The organism is Metallumcola ferriviriculae, from assembly GCF_035573695.1.
Taxonomy (GTDB): domain Bacteria; phylum Bacillota; class JADQBR01; order JADQBR01; family JADQBR01; genus Metallumcola; species Metallumcola ferriviriculae.
Genome location: NZ_CP121694.1, coordinates 2,937,980 through 2,960,305, shown reverse-complemented (window position 1 = coordinate 2,960,305; position 22,326 = coordinate 2,937,980). Strand labels below are relative to the sequence as shown.

General features: G+C 47.3%; 17 protein-coding genes and 1 riboswitch. Of the genes, 15 read left to right on the top strand and 2 right to left on the bottom strand.

Annotation, left to right across the window (positions count from 1 at the left end; all coding sequences use genetic code 11):
* The first annotated feature begins 23 nt into the window (after positions 1-23).
* The 10 genes from spoVAD to MFMK1_RS14510 all read left to right on the top strand — a co-directional run bounded on the left by spoVAD (position 24) and on the right by MFMK1_RS14510 (position 14,694).
* Entirely contained in the window at positions 24-977 is a 954-nt protein-coding gene (gene spoVAD / locus MFMK1_RS14555; protein ID WP_428846311.1) for a stage V sporulation protein AD, read from the top strand.
* A gap of 65 nt (positions 978-1,042) precedes the next feature.
* A complete protein-coding gene (spoVAE, locus tag MFMK1_RS14550) occupies positions 1,043-1,399 on the top strand; it encodes a stage V sporulation protein AE (protein WP_366922412.1) in 357 nt (118 codons plus the stop codon).
* Between the two features lie 2 nt (positions 1,400-1,401).
* The gene (spoVAEA, locus tag MFMK1_RS14545) at positions 1,402-1,983 is read left to right on the top strand and encodes a stage V sporulation protein SpoVABEA (protein WP_366922411.1); all 582 of its coding nucleotides are present in this window, start codon (positions 1,402-1,404) and stop codon (positions 1,981-1,983) included.
* Complete coding sequence (locus MFMK1_RS14540; protein ID WP_366922410.1) at positions 1,980-3,497, top strand: spore germination protein; 1,518 nt, start codon at positions 1,980-1,982, stop codon at positions 3,495-3,497. Before spoVAEA ends, MFMK1_RS14540 begins: the two co-directional genes overlap by 4 nt.
* Before the next feature lie 258 nt (positions 3,498-3,755).
* On the top strand, positions 3,756-4,940 hold the full coding sequence (locus MFMK1_RS14535; protein WP_366922409.1) for a Na+/H+ antiporter NhaA: 1,185 nt from the start codon (positions 3,756-3,758) through the stop codon (positions 4,938-4,940).
* A gap of 140 nt (positions 4,941-5,080) precedes the next feature.
* A riboswitch (cobalamin riboswitch) is annotated at positions 5,081-5,246 on the top strand.
* Positions 5,247-5,371: 125 nt separating this feature from the next.
* Positions 5,372-8,977, top strand: a complete 3,606-nt coding sequence (locus MFMK1_RS14530; protein WP_366922408.1) for an S-layer homology domain-containing protein — start codon at positions 5,372-5,374, stop codon at positions 8,975-8,977.
* Positions 8,978-8,994: 17 nt separating this feature from the next.
* Complete coding sequence (locus MFMK1_RS14525) at positions 8,995-9,963, top strand: DUF4430 domain-containing protein (RefSeq protein WP_366922407.1); 969 nt, start codon at positions 8,995-8,997, stop codon at positions 9,961-9,963.
* An 18-nt stretch (positions 9,964-9,981) separates the two neighbouring features.
* Complete coding sequence (locus MFMK1_RS14520) at positions 9,982-10,881, top strand: energy-coupling factor transporter transmembrane component T (RefSeq protein WP_366922406.1); 900 nt, start codon at positions 9,982-9,984, stop codon at positions 10,879-10,881.
* Positions 10,863-12,506 (top strand): ABC transporter ATP-binding protein, encoded by a 1,644-nt coding sequence (locus MFMK1_RS14515; protein WP_366922405.1) that lies wholly within the window; start codon positions 10,863-10,865, stop codon positions 12,504-12,506. Before MFMK1_RS14520 ends, MFMK1_RS14515 begins: the two co-directional genes overlap by 19 nt.
* A complete protein-coding gene (locus MFMK1_RS14510; protein WP_366922404.1) occupies positions 12,490-14,694 on the top strand; it encodes an ECF transporter S component in 2,205 nt (734 codons plus the stop codon). Before MFMK1_RS14515 ends, MFMK1_RS14510 begins: the two co-directional genes overlap by 17 nt.
* 11 nt (positions 14,695-14,705) lie before the next feature.
* Here the strand turns inward: MFMK1_RS14510 and splB are convergent, their stop codons facing one another.
* Entirely contained in the window at positions 14,706-15,734 is a 1,029-nt protein-coding gene (gene splB, locus MFMK1_RS14505; RefSeq protein ID WP_366922403.1) for a spore photoproduct lyase, read from the bottom strand.
* A 99-nt stretch (positions 15,735-15,833) separates the two neighbouring features.
* Between splB and MFMK1_RS14500 the strand changes: the two genes are divergently transcribed.
* From MFMK1_RS14500 to MFMK1_RS14485, 4 genes are all read left to right on the top strand, one after another.
* Positions 15,834-16,820: an acyl-CoA dehydratase activase-related protein gene (locus MFMK1_RS14500; RefSeq protein ID WP_366922402.1), complete on the top strand. Its 987-nt coding sequence runs from the start codon at positions 15,834-15,836 to the stop codon at positions 16,818-16,820.
* A complete protein-coding gene (locus MFMK1_RS14495; RefSeq protein ID WP_366922401.1) occupies positions 16,811-17,905 on the top strand; it encodes a CoA protein activase in 1,095 nt (364 codons plus the stop codon). The genes MFMK1_RS14500 and MFMK1_RS14495 overlap by 10 nt, the downstream gene beginning before the upstream one ends.
* A 2-nt stretch (positions 17,906-17,907) precedes the next feature.
* Entirely contained in the window at positions 17,908-18,870 is a 963-nt protein-coding gene (locus MFMK1_RS14490; protein WP_366924957.1) for an acyl-CoA dehydratase activase, read from the top strand.
* A 153-nt stretch (positions 18,871-19,023) separates the two neighbouring features.
* The gene (locus MFMK1_RS14485; protein ID WP_366922400.1) at positions 19,024-20,388 is read left to right on the top strand and encodes a TrpB-like pyridoxal phosphate-dependent enzyme; all 1,365 of its coding nucleotides are present in this window, start codon (positions 19,024-19,026) and stop codon (positions 20,386-20,388) included.
* A 228-nt stretch (positions 20,389-20,616) separates the two neighbouring features.
* On the opposite strand, the gene MFMK1_RS14480 is transcribed toward MFMK1_RS14485, so the two are convergent.
* Positions 20,617-21,375, bottom strand: coding sequence for an HAD family hydrolase (locus tag MFMK1_RS14480; RefSeq protein WP_366922399.1), 759 nt, complete (start codon positions 21,373-21,375; stop codon positions 20,617-20,619).
* Between the two features lie 230 nt (positions 21,376-21,605).
* Here MFMK1_RS14480 and cobC point away from each other — a divergent pair, with 230 nt between their 5' ends.
* Complete coding sequence (cobC, locus tag MFMK1_RS14475) at positions 21,606-22,217, top strand: alpha-ribazole phosphatase (protein ID WP_366922398.1); 612 nt, start codon at positions 21,606-21,608, stop codon at positions 22,215-22,217.
* Positions 22,218-22,326 lie beyond the last annotated feature (109 nt).

Below are 22,326 nucleotides of genomic sequence, written 5' to 3'. Positions count from 1 at the left end.
GGTTTGCTGACCCGCCGGCGATAATGGCTGCCGCATCAATTGTGGGTCCTAAAGAGGGCGAAGGGCCGCTCGCAGATAGCTTTGATAAAATTGTTCAAGATACTTATCACGGTGAAAAGACCTGGGAAAAAGCAGAAAGCAAATTGCTGACAGAATCTGTAGAAACGGTGATTAAGAAGGCGGGATTAACGCCTCAGGATATAGACTATTTGCTGGCGGGAGACCTGCTGAATCAGATTATTTCTGCTAACTATGCCGCTCGGCAGCTAACAATCCCATTCGTAGGGCTTTACGGCGCTTGTTCGACCATGTACGAGGGAATTGCCCTGGCGGCGATGATGGTGGACGGAGGTTATGCCGAAAAAGTGGTGGTAGCGGTTTCCAGCCATCACGATACGGCAGAGCGGCAGTACCGCTATCCAACGGAGTTGGGCGCTCAGCGCCCTATGACTTCCCAATGGACGGTAACAGGAGCGGGGGCAATGTTGATTGGCAAAGAGGGCTCGGGGCCAAAGATTACCCATGCTACAATCGGTAAAATCGTAGATCAGGGCATTAAAGATGCCAACGATATGGGGTCGGCTATGGCTCCAGCCGCGGCAGATACCATCCTGACCCATCTGATGGATACTGGCCGTACGCCGGAAGATTATGATTTAATCGTCACCGGCGATTTAGCCACAGTCGGTAAGGCACTGGTGGAGAAACTTGCCCAACAACAGAATACCGATTTAAGCAATAACTATACTGACTGCGGTATCCTCATTTTCGACCCATCTCAAGATGTACATGCCGGCGGCAGTGGTTGTGCTTGCTCCGCGGTAGTAACCTGCGGCTATTTAATAGAAGAGATGATGGCAGGTAAATTCAAGAGAATACTGGGCGTTGGCACCGGTGCACTGCACAGCCCATTGTCCTGTCAACAGGGAGAATCAATACCTGGCATCGGCCACGCCGTCGCATTCGAAATGCAATAACTTGACAAAAAGGTGCCTGGCACCTTTTTGTCAAGTTATTAAATTTATCAAAGGAGGAAGATATCTTGACTATATTGATGGCATTTTTGGTAGGTGGAGCTCTATGCCTGGTCGGTCAACTGATAATGGACTTAACACCTTATGATATCACTCCGGGTCATGTGTTGGTGGGTTATGTGACTCTTGGTGCGGTGGCCAGTGCAATTGGATTATACCAACCTTTAGTAAATTTAGGGGGTGCGGGGGCGACAATTCCACTAAGCGGCTTTGGCCACACTTTGGCGCAGGGGGTCATGGATTCTGTCAAAGTTAATGGTTTGCTGGGTGCTTTCGGAGGCGGTGTTGAGGCTACTTCGGTAGGTATTGCCGCAGCAGTGGTCTTTGGTTACATGATGGCAGTCATGTTTAACCCCCAAGGATAATTATGCGGACCACAGGCGATAAGAAACGAGTAGTGCTTATTACCGATGGTGATAAGGTGGCCCGAAAGGCCGTGGAGGAAGTGGCCCACAGGGTAGGCGGGCGATGCATCTCTTTATCTGCGGGGAATCCTACCCCCATTACCGGCGATGAAATAATATCCCATATATTGGAAACACCTTATGATCCAGTACTTGTGATGTTGGATGACAGGGGTGACCGGGGCCAAGCCCAGGGTGAGCAGGCGTTGGCCGAAATTGTACGAAACGGTCAGGTGGAAGTGTTGGGAGTGGTGGCAGTTGCCTCTAATACAGACCATATTCGTGGCGTAAAGGTAGATTGTTCAATAACAAGGGACGGTGAACTTATTCAGGAAGCAGTTGATAAGGATGGTTATCCTCGAACAGATCACAGCCCCAAGCTCCAGGGGGATACGGTGGATGTTTTAAATGATTACAATATACCAATAATTGTTGGGGTCGGTGATGTAGGAAAAATGAAGGGATCTGACCGCAGTCATAAAGGTGCGCCTATCACTACCCGGGCGGTGGAGGAAATATTAGCTAGGAGTGGATATCAGGTATGACGGAAAACATTAATGAAAAAATGCCTGTCAGCAAAAAGCTATCCGATAATAAGGAATGGATATATAACGAACTAAGTCCGGATAACAGTTTTGACCTGATGTGGCGGGAAATCACTGTTGCCGGCAAAGATGCGGCATTACTTTTTGTTGATGGTTTTGCCAAAGACGATATTATGCTTTGGATTATGCGCCGTCTTACTTCCATTGAACGTGACCAAATTACTCCCAATACCTTTGAAAAGATAGTAAAAAAACAAATTAATTATCTTGAAACGGATGGAGTGGATGACCTACATAAGGTAGTAGATACCATCTTATCCGGTCCTATTGCCCTGTTTGTGGATGGCCTCGATCAAGCCATAGTTATTGATGCCAGAACATACCCGGCGCGTGGCCCTCAGGAACCTGACCTTGAACGGGTGGTGCGGGGCTCTAGAGATGGTTTTGTAGAGACTATTGTTTTCAATACGGCCTTAATTCGCCGCCGTATTCGTGACCCAAAGTTAAGAATGGAAATTATGAATGTGGGTCGACGCTCCAAGCAAGATATCTGTATCTCTTATATTGATGATATAGCAAATCCTAGACTTGTGGAAAAGGTGAAAAGCAAGCTCACTGAGATCGATATTGACGGCTTACCCATGGCAGAAAAATCGGTGGAGGAATTGATAACGCCCGGAAGTTTTTGGAATCCGTTTCCCCGGGTAAGATATACCGAAAGGCCTGATGTGGCTGCCCAACATTTGCTGGAGGGACATGTCCTAATTATTGTTGATACCTCGCCCAGTGTAATTATATTACCGGCTACTTTTTTTCATCATGTGCAGCATGCGGAGGAATTTCGTGAAGCCCCACCTGTAGGTGCATATTTACGTTGGGTGCGCTTTATCGGCATGATTGGCAGTGTGTTTATCGCCCCATTATGGCTGCTGTTCTCTCTGGAACCGTCCCTGCTCCCGGAAAGCTTAAAATTTATTGGGCCCACCGATGTCGGAAAAGTGGGCTTGATGTGGCAATTTTTGTTTGCCCAGTTGGGTATTGATTTGATGCGCATGGCAGCAGTGCATACACCTTCAGCCTTGGCTACTGCTTTGGGCCTTATTGCCGCAGTTTTGATAGGGCAAGTAGCCATTGACATCGGCCTATTTGCTCCCGAAGTGATACTATATATGGCGGTAGCAGCTATCGGTTCTTTTGCCACTCCCAGTTATGAGATGAGTATGGCTAACAGATTGGTACGCGTTGCTCTGCTGGTGGGTACAGGTCTGCTGCGGCTGCCGGGATTCGCCGGTGTTACTGTGTTATATTTTATGATCTTAGCCCTAACTAAATCATTTGGCGTGCCATATTTATGGCCGTTGATACCTTTTAACTACAAAGCGTTTAAATCGATTATTATCCGTTCTCCGGTACCAATCCAAAACCTCAGACCGTCGATATTAAAGCCCATAGACCCTGATCGCCAGCCGGCGGTGGCTATGAAGCCAAAAGATGACCCGGACGAAAAAGAATAGCACTGCCCGGTTGGTCATTTCAACCGGGTTTCTTAATGCATAGAAAATTGTGGATAATTAGTTTGAATATAAGAAGATTTTCTTTTTAGCAGGATTTGCAGAACATTTGGATGAATAAAATAAAGGTTTGATGCTTGATAAGGAAGAAGAATAAAAATTGGAGTCGGAAATAAGCTACAAAAAGGATAAGTGTAGAAAAAGGAAACTACTTTTTTCAAATAATTAAACAAAGAAATCTTTTATCAAGGGAGGATATGAATGAAAAAAACAATTCAAATGCTTCAAGAGTTTTCAATTCCTTTAATTGCGGGCGTATTCGCAGCACTTATTTGGGCAAACATTTCTCCTCACAGCTATCATGAATTGATGGAAACGGAATTAATCTTTGGTGCCAATTTTCATTTTCTAGTTAACGATATTTTTATGGTATTTTTCTTTGCGATAGCCGGTGTGGAGATAACCCAGAGCTTGATGCCAGGCGGGGACCTTAACCCGCTCAAAAAGGCAATTAACCCTCTTTTAGCCACTATTGGCGGGGTTGTCGGTCCTGTAGCGGTGTACTTAGGGTTAAACGCAGTTTTTGGCTCACCCGAGCTGGTCAGAGGGTGGGGTATTCCCACCGCAACCGATATTGCCTTGGCGTGGTTGGTGGCTCGTTTTGTATTCGGCGCAGCGCATCCTGCCGTAAAGTTTCTCTTATTACTGGCAATTGCCGATGATGCCATTGGATTAGTTATCATAGCCGTTTTCTACCCCGATCCTTTGCAGCCCGCCGAACCTATTTGGCTGTTGTTGGTGCTGGCGGCAGTGATCGTTGCCTTCGCACTGAGGAAATTTAATGTGCGTAATTATTGGCCATATTTATTGGTAGCAGGATTGCTCAGCTGGACCGGACTTCATAATACTCATTTGCACCCGGCACTGGCTTTGGTATTTATTGTACCGTTTTTACCCCATCCTGTTACTGCGCGCGGGCATCTGTTTGAAGCAGAAGAGGAAGAGGAAGAGCATTCCACCCTGGCGCGGTTTGAACATGAATGGAAGGTTATTGTGGATTTTGGGCTATTTTTCTTTGGCCTTTCCAATGCGGGTGTACAGCTGTCCGGCATCGGTGCCGCCACATGGTTGGTTTTTGTGGGCCTGCTGCTAGGTAAAACGGTGGGTATAGTTACTCTGGCCAACTTGGGCAAGCTGGTAGGTTTTCCTTTGCCTGAGGGTATGGGACAGAAAGAACTGTTTACCGCAGCCTTGGTAGCGGCGCTTGGTCTAACGGTAGCATTATTTGTGGCCGGGGCGGCATTTGTTGACCCGTCCATCCAAGGCGCTGCCAAGATGGGCGCTTTATTCAGCGGTTTTGTGGCCATCCTGGCGTTGGCGGTTGGAAAGATGCTGGGTATCAGAAAGATAAACGAGGAAGCAACCCCTGTAGTTGAGGAACATTGATAAAAAATAAGGACTTGGGGTGAAAACCCCAAGTCCTTATGTGTGTGGAAATTTCAAGGTAAGCGTCGATTTAGTTTCTCTTTTTTTTCAGAACTTTGCGAAAACTGTTGCTGAAATGCTATAAATAAGGTAAAATAAAGAAAATAAATATTGTTACCTGTTGTGGGAAAGCGGTGCAAATCCGCTACAGCCCCCGCTACTGTAAGCACGGACGAAACCTGTATCAAGCCACTGGGAAACCGGGAAGGCACAGGGACTAGGGTGAAGTGCAAGTCAGGAGATCACTGCCGGTGACGAGAATTCAACAACCTTCGGTGGGAAGGAAATGGGGATACTATTCCGTTTTACCTAAACCCGGCCGTGGCCGGGTTTTTTTATATTTAATGGAAGTTTCTCCCCGTAAAACCGAAGTACAACTGGGAGGGAAGAAAGTGAAAAGAAGAAAGTTTTTTGTCTTGTTGTTGGTAGTTGTGATGGTGCTGAACATGACCGGCATGGCGTTAGCCGGGGTAACCGTAGATATTATTTCCCCTGCAGACGGCGGGGTATTTGCTGCGGGACAGGAAGTTACCATAAATGCTGACGTTTATGACAGCGTCTATGGTCAGGTTTATTCCGGTATTACTTGGTTATACCTTGGCGAAGATAACAACCAATTGGACACGTATACAGGTGGACCTCAATTAGATATTACTTTGATGTCCCCGCAATCATTTAAGCAGGACCAAGTAATAAAGGCTGTATATCAAGATGTTTACGAAGCAGAAATAAATATAACGACCTATGCTGATTGGGTGGACCTTGCTATCGGAAGGTCACTGGGCTATTTAACAGACCTGCAGCAGTCAGACGGGTCATTCGCTTACAGCGGCTGGGACGGTTCACTTGGCGTGGATGACCAGGTGGCCTACGCATTGGCGGCATCCGGGGTTGATCTGGTAAATTTGTCAAATGGCGGCGATACCTATTTAGATTATCTGGCCGGATTTGATTTTAGCGACACGCAGAAGTTAATTACAGCGATTAATATTTTAAATGCTTTAGGAATGGATGCTTCGGACTTTAATGGTCAAAACTTAGCAGCTGACTTGAAAGGGAGACAGCAAAGCAGCGGCGAATTTGACGGGGCTAAATCAACGGCAGATAATGCTCAGGCAGTGATAGCTGTTGTCGAGGCAGGAGAAGCTGTGACATATCCCCAGGCGGCAGAAAGTTATTTTAAAAATTTAGACCGTGACGGAGGACTATGGACGGCTAGTTACACGGGTTATGATGGTAATGAGGTAGTTTACCAGGATATAGATACTAGTGCGATGATATTGAGAGCTTTCAATGCATTAAGTGTAGATTCCGGGGACACGATCGCCCAGGAAACAATAGCCGCGTTTAATGGAAAACAGGACGACAGCGGTGCTATTGCAGATATGTACGGTGCAAACTATGATTCCACCGCCCAGGTAGTACTGACCTTATCCAAACTGGGCATAAACCCCACGATGGGCATTTGGCAAAAAGCTGAGGGGAATTTAGTTACGGCACTGTTAAAGAATCAAAACCCAGCAACCGGGGCCTTTAAGTCGATGGGGGTAGAAGCCTATACCACGTGGGATACCCTGTTGGCTTTGGCCAATGTAGATAAGGTAGGGCCGGTTATGACCCAGGCAGAAAGTTATTTAACAGACCTGCAGCAGTCAGACGGGTCATTCGCTTACAGCGGCTGGGACGGTTCACTTGGCGTGGATGACCAGGTGGCCTACGCATTGGCGGCATCCGGGGTTGATCTGGTAAATTTGTCAAATGGCGGCGATACCTATTTAGATTATCTGGCCGGATTTGATTTTAGCGACACGCAGAAGTTAATTACAGCGATTAATATTTTAAATGCTTTAGGAATGGATGCTTCGGACTTTAATGGTCAAAACTTAGCAGCTGACTTGAAAGGGAGACAGCAAAGCAGCGGCGAATTTGACGGGGCTAAATCAACGGCAGATAATGCTCAGGCAGTGATAGCTGTTGTCGAGGCAGGAGAAGCTGTGACATATCCCCAGGCGGCAGAAAGTTATTTTAAAAATTTAGACCGTGACGGAGGACTATGGACGGCTAGTTACACGGGTTATGATGGTAATGAGGTAGTTTACCAGGATATAGATACTAGTGCGATGATATTGAGAGCTTTCAATGCATTAAGTGTAGATTCCGGGGACACGATCGCCCAGGAAACAATAGCCGCGTTTAATGGAAAACAGGACGACAGCGGTGCTATTGCAGATATGTACGGTGCAAACTATGATTCCACCGCCCAGGTAGTACTGACCTTATCCAAACTGGGCATAAACCCCACGATGGGCATTTGGCAAAAAGCTGAGGGGAATTTAGTTACGGCACTGTTAAAGAATCAAAACCCAGCAACCGGGGCCTTTAAGTCGATGGGGGTAGAAGCCTATACCACGTGGGATACCCTGTTGGCTTTAGCAAGCTTTACCGAGGAATATCCGACTCAGGTCCATTATGGCAGGGTTATGCCGGCATTATCAGGCATAATTACTAATTCCCCGGACGACCCTGAGCCTCCGTCCAACTCAGACGACAACACAATTAGCGTAAACATCGAAGTTCAGGACATTTCGCCAGTAGTTGAGGACCAGCTGCAGCTTCCGGCAGGATCCACGGTTATGGATGCGTTAATGGGATTAGGGCTTGATGTGGAGACGGGGTTTGGCGGTAGCTATGTTTCCTCCATCGAAGGAGTCGAGGAAACCATCTCAGGGACAGGCGGTTGGAAGTATTCTGTCAATGGCTATGTACCGGCGAACGTCGGTGCCGGCTCTTGGACCATTGAGGATGAAGATGAAATAATTTGGTTTTTTGCAGAAAACAGCACTGACGATAACCCGGGCCGCCAATTTGATGATATTATTCAACCGGAAATATCTGAACAACTACAAGAGGTACGGGAGGCGATCCGCCAGGAAGCCAAGGAAAAATTGGCCCAGTTAGTCGGAAAACCGGGCAGCGCCTTGGTACTAGGTGAGAGTGACGCCATGACCCAAGACGAAATCGAATACTGGCAGCAGTTATTAGAAGATAATGAGGTAGATGTTGACGGGATGGTGGAAACTGATGAAGATACAATTATTAGTGATGACAACGAAGAGGTGAACTTGGCGCTTCCCGCCGGGGCCTTGGCGGAAAGGACTTCCCTTACGGTTCGGGAACAGGCAAACTTTGACGACGAAGATAGTGTAAACCGCTTAACCAGTGTTTATAATTTTGGCCCAGATGGGACCGTCTTTAAAAAGCCGGTACAGCTTCGGCTTAAGACGGTGTTTGACGGTAACAATGCCCGCCAGGTGCGCCTGGCTTGGTATGACGAAGAAAATAACAAATGGCAGCCGGTTCCTACTGTGGTGGATGTAGCCAACGGTGAAGTTACAGGACTTGTAAATCACTTCACTAAGTTTGCAGTGATTAAGGAAAAGAGTGGGCGGTTTGAGGATTTTAGCCAGGAGAAATATCCATGGGCATACGAAGCAGTAGAGGAGTTAGCCGCCAAGGGTGTGCTTAACGGCGTGGGAGAAGGGTTATTTGCACCTAATAAGGCGGTGACCAGAGCAGAGTTTATCAAAATGTTGGTTGGCGCCCTAGAGATAGAGACCGATGAAACGGCAGATATTGTCTTCGAGGATGTAGAGGCGGGAAGCTGGTATGCTCCTTTTGTTGGGGCGGCATTCCGACAGGAACTGGTTACCGGATACGAAGATAATTCCTTTAAGCCCAATGCGGTCCTTAACCGGCAGGAGATGACTGCCATGGTGGTGCGAGCCGTTGAGCTAAGTGTAGATGAAACGGTTACTGCGGATGCATTGGAGTTTGCCGACAAGACAAAGGTTCAGACTTGGGCGGCGCCAGCGGTAAATGCCGCAGTGGATACAGGTTTGGTAAACGGTGTAGGAAATGGCCGATTTGCCCCGCTGGGCACTGCCACCCGCGCCCAGGCAGCGGTGATTATCTGGCGGGCAGTTAACAACATAGAGTAATAACTGGAGGGAAACCCTTGAGAAAAGTTATCTTAGCGGTAAGCCTGATACTTGTTCTAGCGGTGTCAGGCTGCGCCGCCAACCCTGACAACATGGATGCGGGCAATCCGCAGAAAGCGGAAGTGACCTTGTGGGTAACTGAGGATTTTGGCAGCGAAGTGCTTTTTCAAGAAAAAGTGCCGCTGGAAGAAGATGATACAGTCCTTGATGTACTCGCACGTCATGTAGATGTGGAAACAGAATATGGTGGTGGCTTTGTCAACGCTATTAATGGTCTACAGTCCGCATATAGCAATGTTGGCGGTGCCGGCCGTCGTAAAAATGACTGGTTTTTTTGGTTAAACGGCATTCAGAGTAATGTTGGCGGTGCTTCTTATTATCCTAAGCCCGGTGACAATATCTGGTGGGATTATCATGACTGGCAGCATCTTACCTACATGCCGGCAGTGATCGGGGCTTATCCCAAACCTTTTACCTCCGGATTTGGCGAAGAGGAAGCTGATATGCCCTGGCTTATTATGCATAATGGCGATACCAAAGTTTTGGCTCTAAAACTGGCTGGTTATTTTGGAAACCAGGGGGCAAAGGTAGATTTAGTTCCAGTGGATGACAGTCATATTTTAGACAGGGAACGCCCTACTCTGGTAATGGGTACATGGTCGCAATTAGCATTGCTGCCGTCCATGAATGATCTGGTTAAAAATTTGGATCGAACTGGTATGTTTGTGAAGCCCGTGCCTGACGGTTTGGTGGCAATGGGACTGGATCGTACGGAAAGAAAGGTCTATGGTTCCGGCAGCGCGGCAATTATTGCCACAGGCACGGGACAGGGGGATCAGACCCCGTTGTGGATGGTGATAGGCGTTGACCAGGAAGGATTGGAACGTGCTGTTCGATTGATGACTGAAGAACCGGAACGCCTGAAATTTCGGACAGGACTAATAGTGACTGCTGATAAATTGTTGCCGGTGCCGATAGGTGAATAGATCGAGGTGATTCATTTAATGGAAGGGAAAGGGAAAGGGCTATTGACTAAACTTAATCCTGCTACTTTATTATGCCTGATATTGGCACAAGTGGCATTGGTTCTTTCCCTGGACCATCCACTCTTGCTGCTAGCTTTTCTTGCAGCCACCGCTGCCTTTCTGGTAATTAATGGTGGGCTGCAGTCGCTGTTAGGTTATGGCAGGATGGCCGCCTTTATGATGGTTATGATTGTAATAATCAATTCCTTGGTAAACAGGAGCGGTTCTACGGTGCTGTGGCGGGCGCCCCGCTGGCCGATTATCGAGGGGTTTAGAGTGACATTGGAAGCAGTGGCTTTTGGCGGAGTGATGGCACTGCGAATTGCAGCTGTTATTTTGCTGTTTGCTCTTTTTAACCTACTGGTGGGTCCTGATCGCCTAATGGTACTGCTTTCTAGGATTATGCCAAAATCGGGACTGACATTAGCATTGACGGTACGGTTGATACCAAGCTTTAAGGGAGAGATGGAGGAAATCATCAGAGTGCAGCAGCTCCGCGGTGTCAATCTAGAGCAGGGAGGGTTAATAGAGAAGATTCGCATACGGCTGCCACTGCTAAAGGTGTTAGTTCTATCGTCATTGGAGAACAGTTTAGATGCCGCTGAGGCCCTGCGTGCCAGGGGTTACGGGCAGGGTAGGCGCAGCTCCTATAATCCGGATAGTTTCGGGGCTTTGGATATGATAGCGAGCTTTTACTTATTAGTGCTCATAATAGCAACGTTTGTATTTGGATCTATCGTGCGCATGTCCTATTTTCCCCGGATGAGCAATATTGGCTTAAAAGGACAACAGTTGTACCTATTTACCTGGATGCTAATTTTGATTATTTTACCTGTTTTGTTGGATTGGGGGTGGAAGCGATGGCGGTATGCGAAGTAAAAAAAATAACTTACACCTACCCCACGGGGGAAACTGCCCTCAAGGACTGCGATTTTTCACTCGAGCGGGGTGAGACGGCACTGCTTGCCGGGCCGTCTGGGAGCGGTAAATCAACTTTGCTGCGCCTGCTTGCCGGCTTGGCACCGGAATTTTACGGCGGTACCTTGGCGGGGAAATATTTGTATATGGGCCAGGACATGCGGAACTTAGCAGGGCCGGAACTGGCTCGGGAAATAGGAATTGTCTTTCAAGACCCGGAAAAACAGCTGCTAATGACCGGCCTAGAGCGGGAACTGGTTTTTGGTATGGAAAATATCGGCTGCTCGCCTGCGGAAATGGGAAATCGCCTGGATGAAATAATGGGTTATTTTGATTTGTCTCCTTTATTAAATATTCCGCTGCAGCAGCTTTCCGGCGGCCAGAAACAAAAAGTAGTCCTGGCCGCTGTCATGGCTGTCCGTCCTAAGCTTTTGTTACTTGATGAACCGACCTCGCAGTTGGACCCACAGGCTGCCGCTGAATTCATGTCTTTGGTACGGCGGCTAAGCAAACAACAGGGAGTGACTGTGGTAATTGCGGAACAGCGTTTGGAGCGGGTGCTGCCTTTTGTAGAGCGAGTTGTTCATTTCCATGATGGCTGCCCACGCTTTGATGGAGGGGTGCAGCAGTTTTTACATTGGGCCGTGCAGCATGATGTTCTTATCCCGGATTTTTATAAGTATTTTGCCACCATCAACAGAGGCAGGGTCCCCATGGACCCCGCTCGGGTAAAGTTAGACATCAGCCAACGTCTGCCAAAAAGTTTCACCAGTCAAAAGGGCTTCATTAGTGCAGATGAAGAAGACTTACTGGTTCGGGCTAAAAGTTTGGCTGCAGGTTATGTCAAAGAAGAGCCCGTCATTAAGGAAATAAAGCTTGGGCTGTCTGCCGGTGAGTTTGTATCGGTGCTTGGCGCGAACGGAGCGGGAAAAAGCACCCTGCTTAAAACCATGTGTGGATTTATGCCCCATTATCAAGGTACTCTTTCTGTCTGCGGTGTGCCGGTGGAAAACGGGTGTGCCGGGGCATTGGTGGGAAGTGTCGGCTATTTATCCCAGAATCCCAATGATTATCTCTTTCGGGATACTGTCACAGAGGAGCTTTTATTTACCCTGACTAACATGAAGCTCCCCGACAATGGCCAAGTGGAGCGCACTCTGAGGCAGTTGGGGTTATGGGAGGTTCGTCATCGCTATCCACGGGATTTGAGTGGCGGCCAGCGGCAGCGGGTAGCACTGGCGTCGGTATTAGTTAGTGAACCGCGATTGTTGCTCTTAGATGAACCTACTCGTGGGTTAGATATGGCGCTGAAGCAAGAGTTGGGCCATTTAATCGCCCGACTGCAGCAGCAGGGAATCGCTATTATGATGGTTACCCACGATGTAGAGTTTGTTGCAAAGTTTGGCAGCAGGGTAATTATTTTGGAAGACGGAGCCATTATCGCTGATGGCGATCGGTATCAGGTATTAGGCAGTGACCATCAGTATACACCACAACTGAGCAGGGCTTTTAACAGCTGCGGTGTGCTAACCTTTGAAGATGCCATGACAGTGACAGGGGGTGTCGGCAATGCCCAAAATTTTTAGTGTCATCCTTACCATAGGCATCGCTGGTGCATGGTCCGCTTACAGGGCAGCAAATTGGGGATTACTATCTTTATTTATTCTAATCCCGATTTTGGCATACTTTTTCTTTCGCTATGAGCAGGGTGACACTGATGCCCGACAATTAGCATTGGTGGCCACATTAGCTGCCCTGGCGGCTGCTGGAAGAATACCTTTTGCAGCTATTCCCAGTGTGCAGCCAACTACTTTTTTAGTAATGATTACCGGTCTTGTATTTGGGGCGGAATCCGGGTTTGTGGTCGGGGCTACGGCAGCACTTGCATCTAACATGTTTTTGGGCCAAGGGCCGTGGACACCGTGGCAGATGTTGGCCTGGGGATTGGTTGGCGTGACCGGCGGCCTATTGGGGCGGTACCAAGATAAGTCCTGGGCTAAGGGTTTGTTGATGGTATCTGCTTTTGTTTGGGGGTATTTATTCGGTTGGTTTATGAATTTGTGGAACTGGCTGGCTTTTGTCTATCCCCTGACCTGGCAGTCATTTATGGCCACCAACATCACCAGCTTTTGGCCGGATACCATGCACGCTGTCAGCAACGTCTTATTTATGCGCTTGTTTGGTGCGGATTTGGTAAAGATACTGCGGCGTTTTGACCGCAAATTTCGGGTGATATATTTGGATGATAATGTGGAGAATGTGGGAGGGGATTCAGTGGTACGGTTTAGCAAATTCTTAATAGTTTTCTTTTTACTTGCGACGATAATTGCAGTTCCTTTGCCTGCAGCAGCGGGTGATAATGGAGCTGCCACTGCCCAAGAGGAAGCGGTTTCCTTTTTACATGGCTATTATCGGGCAAAGGATTTTCAAGGGGTACTGGATTGGGGGGCCGTAGGACTCTTTGCCGCGGGGGAAGATTTGAACAGCGATAGGTGGCGGCAAGGCATTAATACACCGCTTTCCTGGCGAGCTCAACAGGTCAAAGCAGGCAATACCTTTAACGATGAGAAGAACACTGATTATCAGCGTACACTGTTAGGTGTTCTTGCCGCCGGTGGTGACCCGACGGATTTTGCCGGTCATGACTTGGTTGGGGAGATCAGGTCCACTCAGCTTAAAGACGGTAAATTTGCTGATACTATTACCCAGGGCGGCGAGTATCTGGTTAATGCCCACGTATGGGGCATTATCTCCCTCTTGGCTGCCGGTGAAGATATCCCTGATAAGCGGGCGGCCCTGCAGTGGCTCAAAGATAGACAGCATGCCGATGGTGGTTTTCATTTTGATAGCACGGTTAAACAGTCTGAGTCGGATATGACCGGCCTGAGCTTAGTTGCGATGGCATTGTTAGGCGAAGACGAGGACAGTGAGAAAGTTAAAAAGGCGCTGACATATCTTGAAGAAGAGCAGCTTGCTAACGGTGGTTTTGCTAATTGGGGCACAGAAAACCTGGAATCTACCGCCAGTGTGGTGCAGGGATTGATGGCGCTGGGAATGGATCCGGCTGCGCCGCGCTGGACCAAGGCGGACGGCAGCAATCCTATCACTGCCATAATCGATTATCAATTGGCGGACGGCTCTTTTGCCCACATACCCGGTGGACGTACGGATATGATGGCTACAAAACAGGCTTTGATTGCCTTGAGTGACTATTTAAATGGTGATTCTGTTTACCTGCGGCTGCGCCGGTTATCTTTATTGAGTAAATTTACGGACATTAACGAGGGTCACTGGGCATATCCGGCGGTTAAGCAGCTGGTCAAAGACGGGACACTTAACGGTTATCCTGATGGTACATTTAAACCTGAAAAACTGGTGACCCGGGCAGAGTTTGCCAAGTTCTTAGTCTACGGATTGGGTTATGCTAAAGAGGCAGCAGGTAAAACATATAAATTTAAAGACTTGACTGCTTCGCACTGGGCTAATCCGGTGGTCAAGGCTGCCGTTGATAAAGGATTAATCAAAGGAAAAGCCCAGGATATTTTTGCACCGGGTGACAATATCACTGGCGCGGAAGTGGCCACCATGCTGGTACGGGCCTTAGGATTAGAGGCACGGGCACAAAGCAGTAGTGGTGATTATTGGTACAGTGGTTATATCAAGGCAGCCGAAGAAGAAGGGTTACTCTACCCCGGGTTTAGCCCGAAGAAAGATGCCACCCGGGCTCAATGCGCGGCCGCTGTGGCAGTATTGAGAGATAAGGTTTTAGAATAGATTTGCGGTAATCAAATAATATAATCAATTGCTGCATTGGGAAACAGGTTATTGATTTCTGTTGTAAAGAAATCAATAACCTGTTTTCTTTTTTCTTTGGGGTAAAGGTACTTGCCGTAACCGAACTGACCGTATTTAAACTGCCTATCTTCTTCCTTCATGGGAATCTTGGTGTCAGGAAACACTTCAAGGATAGTGCTTTTCGCCCGCAGGGTATACCTATGACTGATTACTTCAAAGCGGGGCGGGTTATCATCGGTATTATCTAAAGCTTGGGATAGTTTTTCCAGCATAGTATGGTAATCCGTTTGCCAATTTTTATAGAGAAATACTGGTGCCACGATAAAACCCAGGGGATATCCGGCACTATAGACCTTTTTGGCGGCGTCAATTCGGGCTTCTAAGCGGGGAGTGCCCTGTTCAAAAGTAGATATAATGGGCTGGCTGTTGATACTAAAACGGACGGTGGTGTGCTTTTCATGGGTGCTGGTAAGCAGGGAGTCCACATCGGTAAATTTAGTGACAAATCGAAATCTTCCCAGGGGCTCTTGGGCAAAGAATTGGATTACTTGCTGTAGAGCGCCGGTATATGGTTCAACGGGTATCGGATCGGAAGTGGCCGCGCCTTCAAATACTGTCACCTCAGGCTTTCTCTCCTCAATCAATTCTTTTGCTTTGCCGAGAATTTCCTCTATGTTTACATACAGCCGAATATAGGGTTTCTTGCCTAATTGAGTGTTTAAGTAACAATACTGGCATTTTCCCATGCAGCTGGTTACCAAGGGCAGTTGAAAGTGGGCCGAGGGCTTGCAGGTTGCAAAGTCTAGACTTTTCCGCACCCCTACTACCATAGTTTTTTTGCCTTCGAGATACGCCTCACGGGGATTTTTCCCCGGAATACCTGTCACGCGATTATGCGATTTGAGCATAGACACCGGAATGTTTTTGTTTTTAAATAAAGAAAATAGTCTTTCACCTATTGGATATTCCAGGGCACCTTGTTCGAAAAAGATTCTTTTCGGCTTAAACAATTCAATCACTCCTACGTTAGTTTTAGACTTGACGATACTTTGAGATGATAGCAGAATATTCCATGCGTTTTTCGGTAACCCTATGAGAGATATAAGGAGGTATCTTATATGGTTAAAGTCGGCATCCCGCGTGGATTGTTCTACTACTATTTCTTCCCTTTATGGTGTGATTTCTTTCATAATCTGGGGGCCGAAGTGGTGCTATCTCAACCGACTAATAAAAAAATTCTAAATCGGGGCGTTTCTCTAGCAGTTGATGAAGCATGCCTACCGGTTAAATTGTTTTATGGGCATGTGGTAGATTTGGCTGATAAGGTGGACTATTTATTTTTGCCCCGGTTGGTAAGTACAGCCCAGAAAGAATATATTTGTCCCAAATTCATGGGCCTGCCGGACATGATTAAGGCGGCAGATATTAAGCTCCCCCACTTGATAGAGGTAGATTTTGATTTAAGTAAAACAGAAAAAGCAGCTCAGAAGGCGGCAGTAACAATGGGCAGCTACCTCACTAACAGTCGGATTAAAATACGTAAGGCCTGGCATCTGGCTCGTTTCTCCCAGCAACAGTATGAACTGCTTCTGGAAAAGGGGCAGTCTCCTATGCAGGCCCTGGAATTGTGGACCGGCGAAAGAGATTATTGTCATGAGGAACAGCAGGAAACGGAGCGACCGGTGCTTGGTCTGCTGGGACATGGCTATAACATTTACGATCGCCATATTAGTATGGACATTATTCAACGGCTGCACAAGCAGGGAGCGCGGGTGGTGACGGCTGAAAACATACCTGATGCTATCATCGAAAATGAAGCAGCCAAGCTGCCTAAGCGTATGTTTTGGACCCTGGGTAAGCGCCAGATAGGGGCGGCGCTGCATTTAATGAAGCGACCGGATATTAAAGGGATTATTCATGTGGCAAGCTTCGGCTGCGGCCCCGATTCCCTTGTCGGTGAGCTGGTGGAACGCTATATCCGGCGTGCCGGCACTATGCCGTTTTTATTTTTGACCATTGATGAACACACCGGAGAAGCAGGATTAGTTACCCGATTGGAAGCATTTTGGGACATGATCGTAAGGAGGGATACTCTTTGCCAATAACCGTTCCCCGTATGGGATACATACATATTCCTATTAAAGCAATGTTGGAGCATGTGGGGCTGGAGGTGATTGTGCCCCCTCTATGTAGCAGAAGAACACTATCCTTAGGTACCCAGCACTCCCCTGAATCTGCGTGCCTTCCATTGAAGATTAACTTGGGCAACTATCTGGAAGCCCGAGAAATAGGGGCGGACACTATCCTCATGGCAGGGGGTCTAGGGCCCTGTCGTTTTGGCTATTATGCCCAAGTGCAGCGCGAAATTTTGTATGATCTGGGAATAGATATGAAGATGGTGGTGCTAGAGCCGCCGGATACAAGTTTCAGCGACTTGATGTACGACGTGCGCACCCTGGCAAACGGTAAATCTTGGCCGACAATAATAAAGGCGGTACAACTGGCCTGGTATAAGGCGCGGGCTATTGATTTGGCGGAAATAAAACTGCAGCAGATAAGACCGAGAGAGAAAAGCCAAGGAGGAGCAGACCGTATTTTCGATAAAGCGGTTGTGGAAATAGAACAGGTAGATAATAGGAATGACATTTATGCAGCTGCCCACCGGGCCATGGCAGACATGGGGGAGCTGCCCCAAAAGACGGAGTTCCAGCCGGTAAAAATTGCTGTGGTGGGAGAAATTTATACCATTTTAGAACCCTTTGTAAATCTGGATATGGAAAGGCATTTAGGCCGAATGGGCGCTGAAGTAAGTCGTTCAGTTTATCTCAGTGAGTGGATAAATGATCATATTTTCCGAGGTATTATCCCAATTAAAAGCAATAAAAGATTGCGAAAGCTGGCCAAGCCCTATCTTAACCATTTTGTCGGTGGCCACGGCTGGGAAACGGTGGGCGGAACCGTTGACTATGCGCAGCAGGGCTTTGACGGCGTCATCCAATTGGCACCTTTAACCTGTATGCCGGAAATTGTGGCCCAGACTATATTGCCGCGGGTGAGTAAGGACCACGGCATACCGGTAATGAGCATCTACGTGGATGAACAAACGGGGAAAGCTGGATTGGTGACGCGCTTGGAGGCATTTGTAGATTTAATTTATCGGCAGAAATATGCTCAAACAGGAGTGATGTAGTGATGAAGGTATTTCTGGGATTAGACGTGGGTTCAGTCAGCACTAACTTAGTGCTGATGAATGAAGATAGGGAAATAATGGAGTCACTCTACCTGCGCACGCAGGGTCAGCCCATTAGGACAGTGAAAAACGGGTTAATGAAATTAAAAAAGGATATGCGGCAGACTTATCAAGTAGCAGGGGTAGGTACTACCGGCAGTGCCCGCAACCTGTCGGCGGTGATTGTAGGTGCGGATACGATGAAGAATGAGATTACCGCTCACGCCATTGCTGCTATCGAGATGGTTCCCGAAGTACAGACGGTTTTAGAAATTGGCGGTCAGGATTCTAAAATAATCATTCTTCGTAACGGGATTGTCAGTGACTTTGCCATGAATACCGTTTGTGCCGCGGGCACCGGTTCCTTTCTTGACCAGCAGGCGGCACGGCTGGACGTGGCCATCGAAGAGTTCGGCGATCTGGCTCTGCGTACCGATAACCCCGTTCGGGTGGCTGGGCGCTGTTCGGTTTTTGCCGAATCTGATATGATCCACAAACAACAGATGGGGCACAGTCTGCCCGATATAATCGCCGGACTTTGTGAGGCACTGGTGCGCAACTACTTAAATAATGTGGGTAAAGGAAAGGAAATTTTGGGACCGGTGGTATTCCAAGGCGGGGTAGCCGCTAACGCCGGTATGCACAAGGCCTTTAACAAAGCATTGGGCCAGGAAGTAATCATCCCGAAGTATTTCAATGTTATGGGGGCCGTGGGGGCCGCAATCTTAGCCCAGGAAAAAGTAAAGCAGAAAGGATATACAGATTTCCGCGGCTTCTCTTTGGTAGACCAACAGTTCGATACCAGAAGTTTTGAATGTTCCGGCTGCGCCAACGCCTGCGAAGTAATCGAGATCAGTATGGACGGACAGCCGCTGGCCCGCTGGGGCGACCGCTGCGGCAAATGGGAACAATCCCTCTCCGCATAACTTGACAAAAAGGTGCCAGGCACCTTTTTGTCAAGTTATTGCAATTGCAAAGAAATACCATAAAAACCTCTGGACAATGGTGACGGCTTTTAGTAAAATAGTGGAAACATGAGTTTAGTTTAGTTTTAGATTAGGAGAGGAGAGATGAGTAAGATGAGTAAAAAAGAAGCTGTGAAGATTTTGTTGGATGAGAGGGAAATGCCGAGACAGTGGTACAACATTCAGGCGGATATGCCTAATCTGCCAAAGCCACCGTTGAATCCTGCCACCAAGCAACCTGCCGGACCTGAAGATTTATCCGCAATTTTTCCAATGGAACTGATAAAACAGGAGGTAACCACCGACAGGTGGGTAGATATTCCTGAAGAGGTAGCTGATATTTACCGTACTTGGAGGCCGGCACCTCTTTATCGTGCTGTCCGTTTGGAAAAAGAGTTGGATACGCCAGCAAAGATTTACTACAAATACGAAGGCGTCAGTCCTTCAGGCAGCCACAAGCTCAATACCTCTATACCGCAGGCCTATTATAACAAGCAGGCGGGTATCAAGAGATTGGCCACGGAAACCGGCGCCGGTCAGTGGGGAACAGCACTGAGCCAGGCCTGTGCGTTCTTTGGTCTAGAGTGTACGGTTTATATGGTGAAGATTAGTTTCAGCCAAAAGCCCTACCGACGATCCTTCATGGAAGTATTCGGGGCCAATGTAATAGCGAGCCCCAGTCAATATACTGAATCAGGACGGAGTATTTTGGCCAAAGACCCTGAGTCCTTGGGCAGTTTAGGTATCGCTATTAGTGAAGCTGTGGAGGACGCAGCCCAGCGCGACGATACTAATTATGCCTTAGGCAGCGTACTTAACCATGTGGTGCTGCATCAGACAGTTATTGGTCTGGAAGCGCGTCAGCAGTTGGCTAAAGTAGACGAATATCCCGACATAGTTATCGGTTGCTGCGGCGGCGGCAGTAATTTTGCCGGGTTGGGTTTTCCCTTTATAAAAGATAATTTGACTGAAAATAAAAAAGTGCGGGTTATAGCGATAGAACCTAGTGCATGTCCTACCTTGACAAAGGGTACTTTTGCCTATGATTTTGGCGATACGGCTCAATTGACGCCTATCACTATGATGTACACCCTGGGCCATGATTTTGTACCACCGGGAATTCATGCGGGCGGGCTTCGCTACCACGGTGCTTCATCATTGGTTAGTCAGCTTTACCAAGATAAATTGATCGAAGCGCAGGCATTCGGTCAGAATGAAGTATTTGCGTCGGCTATCCGTTTTGCTCGCAGTGAAGGAATAGTACCGGCACCGGAATCTTCCCACGCGATTCATGGTGCGGTGGTCGAGGCCTTAAGGTGCAAAGAAGCGGGTGAAGCAAAGACCATTCTGTTTGGCCTTAGCGGTCATGGCCATTTTGATCTTACTGCTTACGACGCTTACCTGGGTAATAAACTGGAAGATGCGGACTATGCTGAAGAAAGTGTCAAGCAGAGCCTGGCCTGTCTCCCTAAAATATAAATAAGAAGCTATGAACCCTGTGCATTTTGCAGGGTTCTTTATTTATATATAGACTTCCATACCGCTGCGTAGCACCATCAGCCTCATGGCAGCTACGATGGCGATAATTATTATTTGATTGCTAAAAGAAAATTACACTAATAAAGATATTCCGGATGCGAAATTTCCTCCGGAATATCTTTTTACCCTACTTTATAGTATTAAAGCAGTCACGTTAAAGGTAGGTATTCATTTTTTAGAGACCCTCTGGGGCAGTGCGCCCTCCTGGGCGATTTTTTCAATAACTACACTCAACTGCTCACGGCTGGACACTAGATAGTTTGGCAGATGTGTATTCAGTTCTGCTGCATCAGCCATGCCCCAGCTGACGGCAATGGTGGTAACGCCGGCATTGTTACCGCTGACAATGTCAAAGGGACTATCGCCGATGAAAACTGCTTCATCAGGATGAGCATCTAATGATGCAAGTGCCTTTTCTACTGGCTCCGGGTCTGGCTTATGCTTTTCCACATCATCAGCAGTAATCACCACTGAAAACTTATTTTTAAGCTTTAGGAAATCCAAGGTCATTTCCGTGCCCACTTTGCTCTTTGAAGTTACGATAGCCAAAGTAAACTGTTTGCCCAGTTGGTTAAGTAATTCTTCGGTGCCCGGGTAAACCTCCATACAGCGGTTGTGTTCTCGGCGGTAAAAGTATTGGTAGCGATCAAAAAACTCTTCTACCCGAAGCTCACCGGCAAACTGCCGCCCGATTTCTTTAAGCGGCAGACCAATCAGCCGCATGACATCATCGTTACCCCAGTTTAAACCCATTTCCTTGAAAACTTTAGCATACGTTTGTTTGATCAGCGGCAGTGAGTTTGTCACTGTACCATCCAAATCAAAAAGAATTGTTGTTAACATATTTTCTTCACCTCTTAGTTGGCATACTTGTTTGATTAAAGCATTATATACTAGTTTCTCCCATATCAATATTTTTTCCTTCATGACTACCCCCAAAAAGGTTTTTCCCTCTGCAAGTTGGCAAATAAAACAAGGAATTATTATGATGAATTAGAATAACAAATAAAAGGTAAAAGTAATCTTAGCAGCTCATGATAACCGAATTACTTTAATGAGGAAGCCCGTGCCTTAAAGCTGTGAGTTGGACGCCCCAGTAATACTTACCGCTATATGCTTAAACTATTAGGAATTTAAAACGCTAAAGGAGAAGGATTATGCTTGAAATGTATTTAGTCCGTCATGGCGAAACATTGTGGAATCAGGACCATAAATATCAGGGACACCAGGATGTACCCTTAAGTGAAGTGGGCCGAAGACAGGCGAAAGAATTGGCACACTGGCTTAAAGAAGTGCGATATACCGCCATCTATGCCAGTGATTTATCTCGGGCCTATGATACCGCTGCTGCAGTTGCGGATAGTAGAGCGATTAAAGTAACGGCAGATAGACGACTGAGGGAAATCAATTTCGGTACATGGGAAGGCCGTACCTTTAAAGAGATTAATAAGATTTTCCCTGACATAGTCAAGCAGTGGATGGAAAACCCGGCGGAAGTAAACCTGCCTGAGGGAGAAAGCTTTGCCCTGGTTAAGAAACGGGCCTATCAGGCGGTGAAGGATATTGTAGCAAAGAATGAATATGCCGGTAAAGTGGCAGTCTTCTCCCACGGTGCTACTATCCGTACCATTCTTTGCTCCGTATTGGATTTGCCTCTTAAAGCCATGTGGCAGATTGAGCAGGGGAATACAGCAGTGAACATTATCAAATTTCCAAAAAACCATCCACCCATAATATCGCTGCTTAACAGCACATGCCATCTGCAATAACTTGACAAAATGGTGTCAGGCACCATTTTGTCAAGTTATTGCTAGCCTGGAAATTAGTTGACATAACGTGGTGTCTGTGTTAATATATTTTAAAAGAATATTAATGCCT

Bases quoted from the DNA above. Each gene is read 5' to 3' on its own strand.
- MFMK1_RS14520 (WP_366922406.1), top strand. From the start codon at position 9,982: ATGGAAGGGAAAGGGAAAGGGCTATTGACTAAACTTAATCCTGCTACT.
- MFMK1_RS14485 (WP_366922400.1), top strand. From the start codon at position 19,024: ATGAGTAAAAAAGAAGCTGTGAAGATTTTGTTGGATGAGAGGGAAATG.
- MFMK1_RS14515 (WP_366922405.1), top strand. From the start codon at position 10,863: ATGGCGGTATGCGAAGTAAAAAAAATAACTTACACCTACCCCACGGGG.
- MFMK1_RS14540 (WP_366922410.1), top strand. From the start codon at position 1,980: ATGACGGAAAACATTAATGAAAAAATGCCTGTCAGCAAAAAGCTATCC.
- MFMK1_RS14490 (WP_366924957.1), top strand. From the start codon at position 17,908: ATGAAGGTATTTCTGGGATTAGACGTGGGTTCAGTCAGCACTAACTTA.
- MFMK1_RS14510 (WP_366922404.1), top strand. From the start codon at position 12,490: ATGCCCAAAATTTTTAGTGTCATCCTTACCATAGGCATCGCTGGTGCA.
- spoVAEA (WP_366922411.1), top strand. From the start codon at position 1,402: ATGCGGACCACAGGCGATAAGAAACGAGTAGTGCTTATTACCGATGGT.
- MFMK1_RS14535 (WP_366922409.1), top strand. From the start codon at position 3,756: ATGAAAAAAACAATTCAAATGCTTCAAGAGTTTTCAATTCCTTTAATT.
- MFMK1_RS14500 (WP_366922402.1), top strand. From the start codon at position 15,834: ATGGTTAAAGTCGGCATCCCGCGTGGATTGTTCTACTACTATTTCTTC.
- MFMK1_RS14480 (WP_366922399.1), bottom strand. From the start codon at position 21,375: ATGAAGGAAAAAATATTGATATGGGAGAAACTAGTATATAATGCTTTA.
- cobC (WP_366922398.1), top strand. From the start codon at position 21,606: ATGCTTGAAATGTATTTAGTCCGTCATGGCGAAACATTGTGGAATCAG.
- spoVAD (WP_428846311.1), top strand. From the start codon at position 24: ATGGCTGCCGCATCAATTGTGGGTCCTAAAGAGGGCGAAGGGCCGCTC.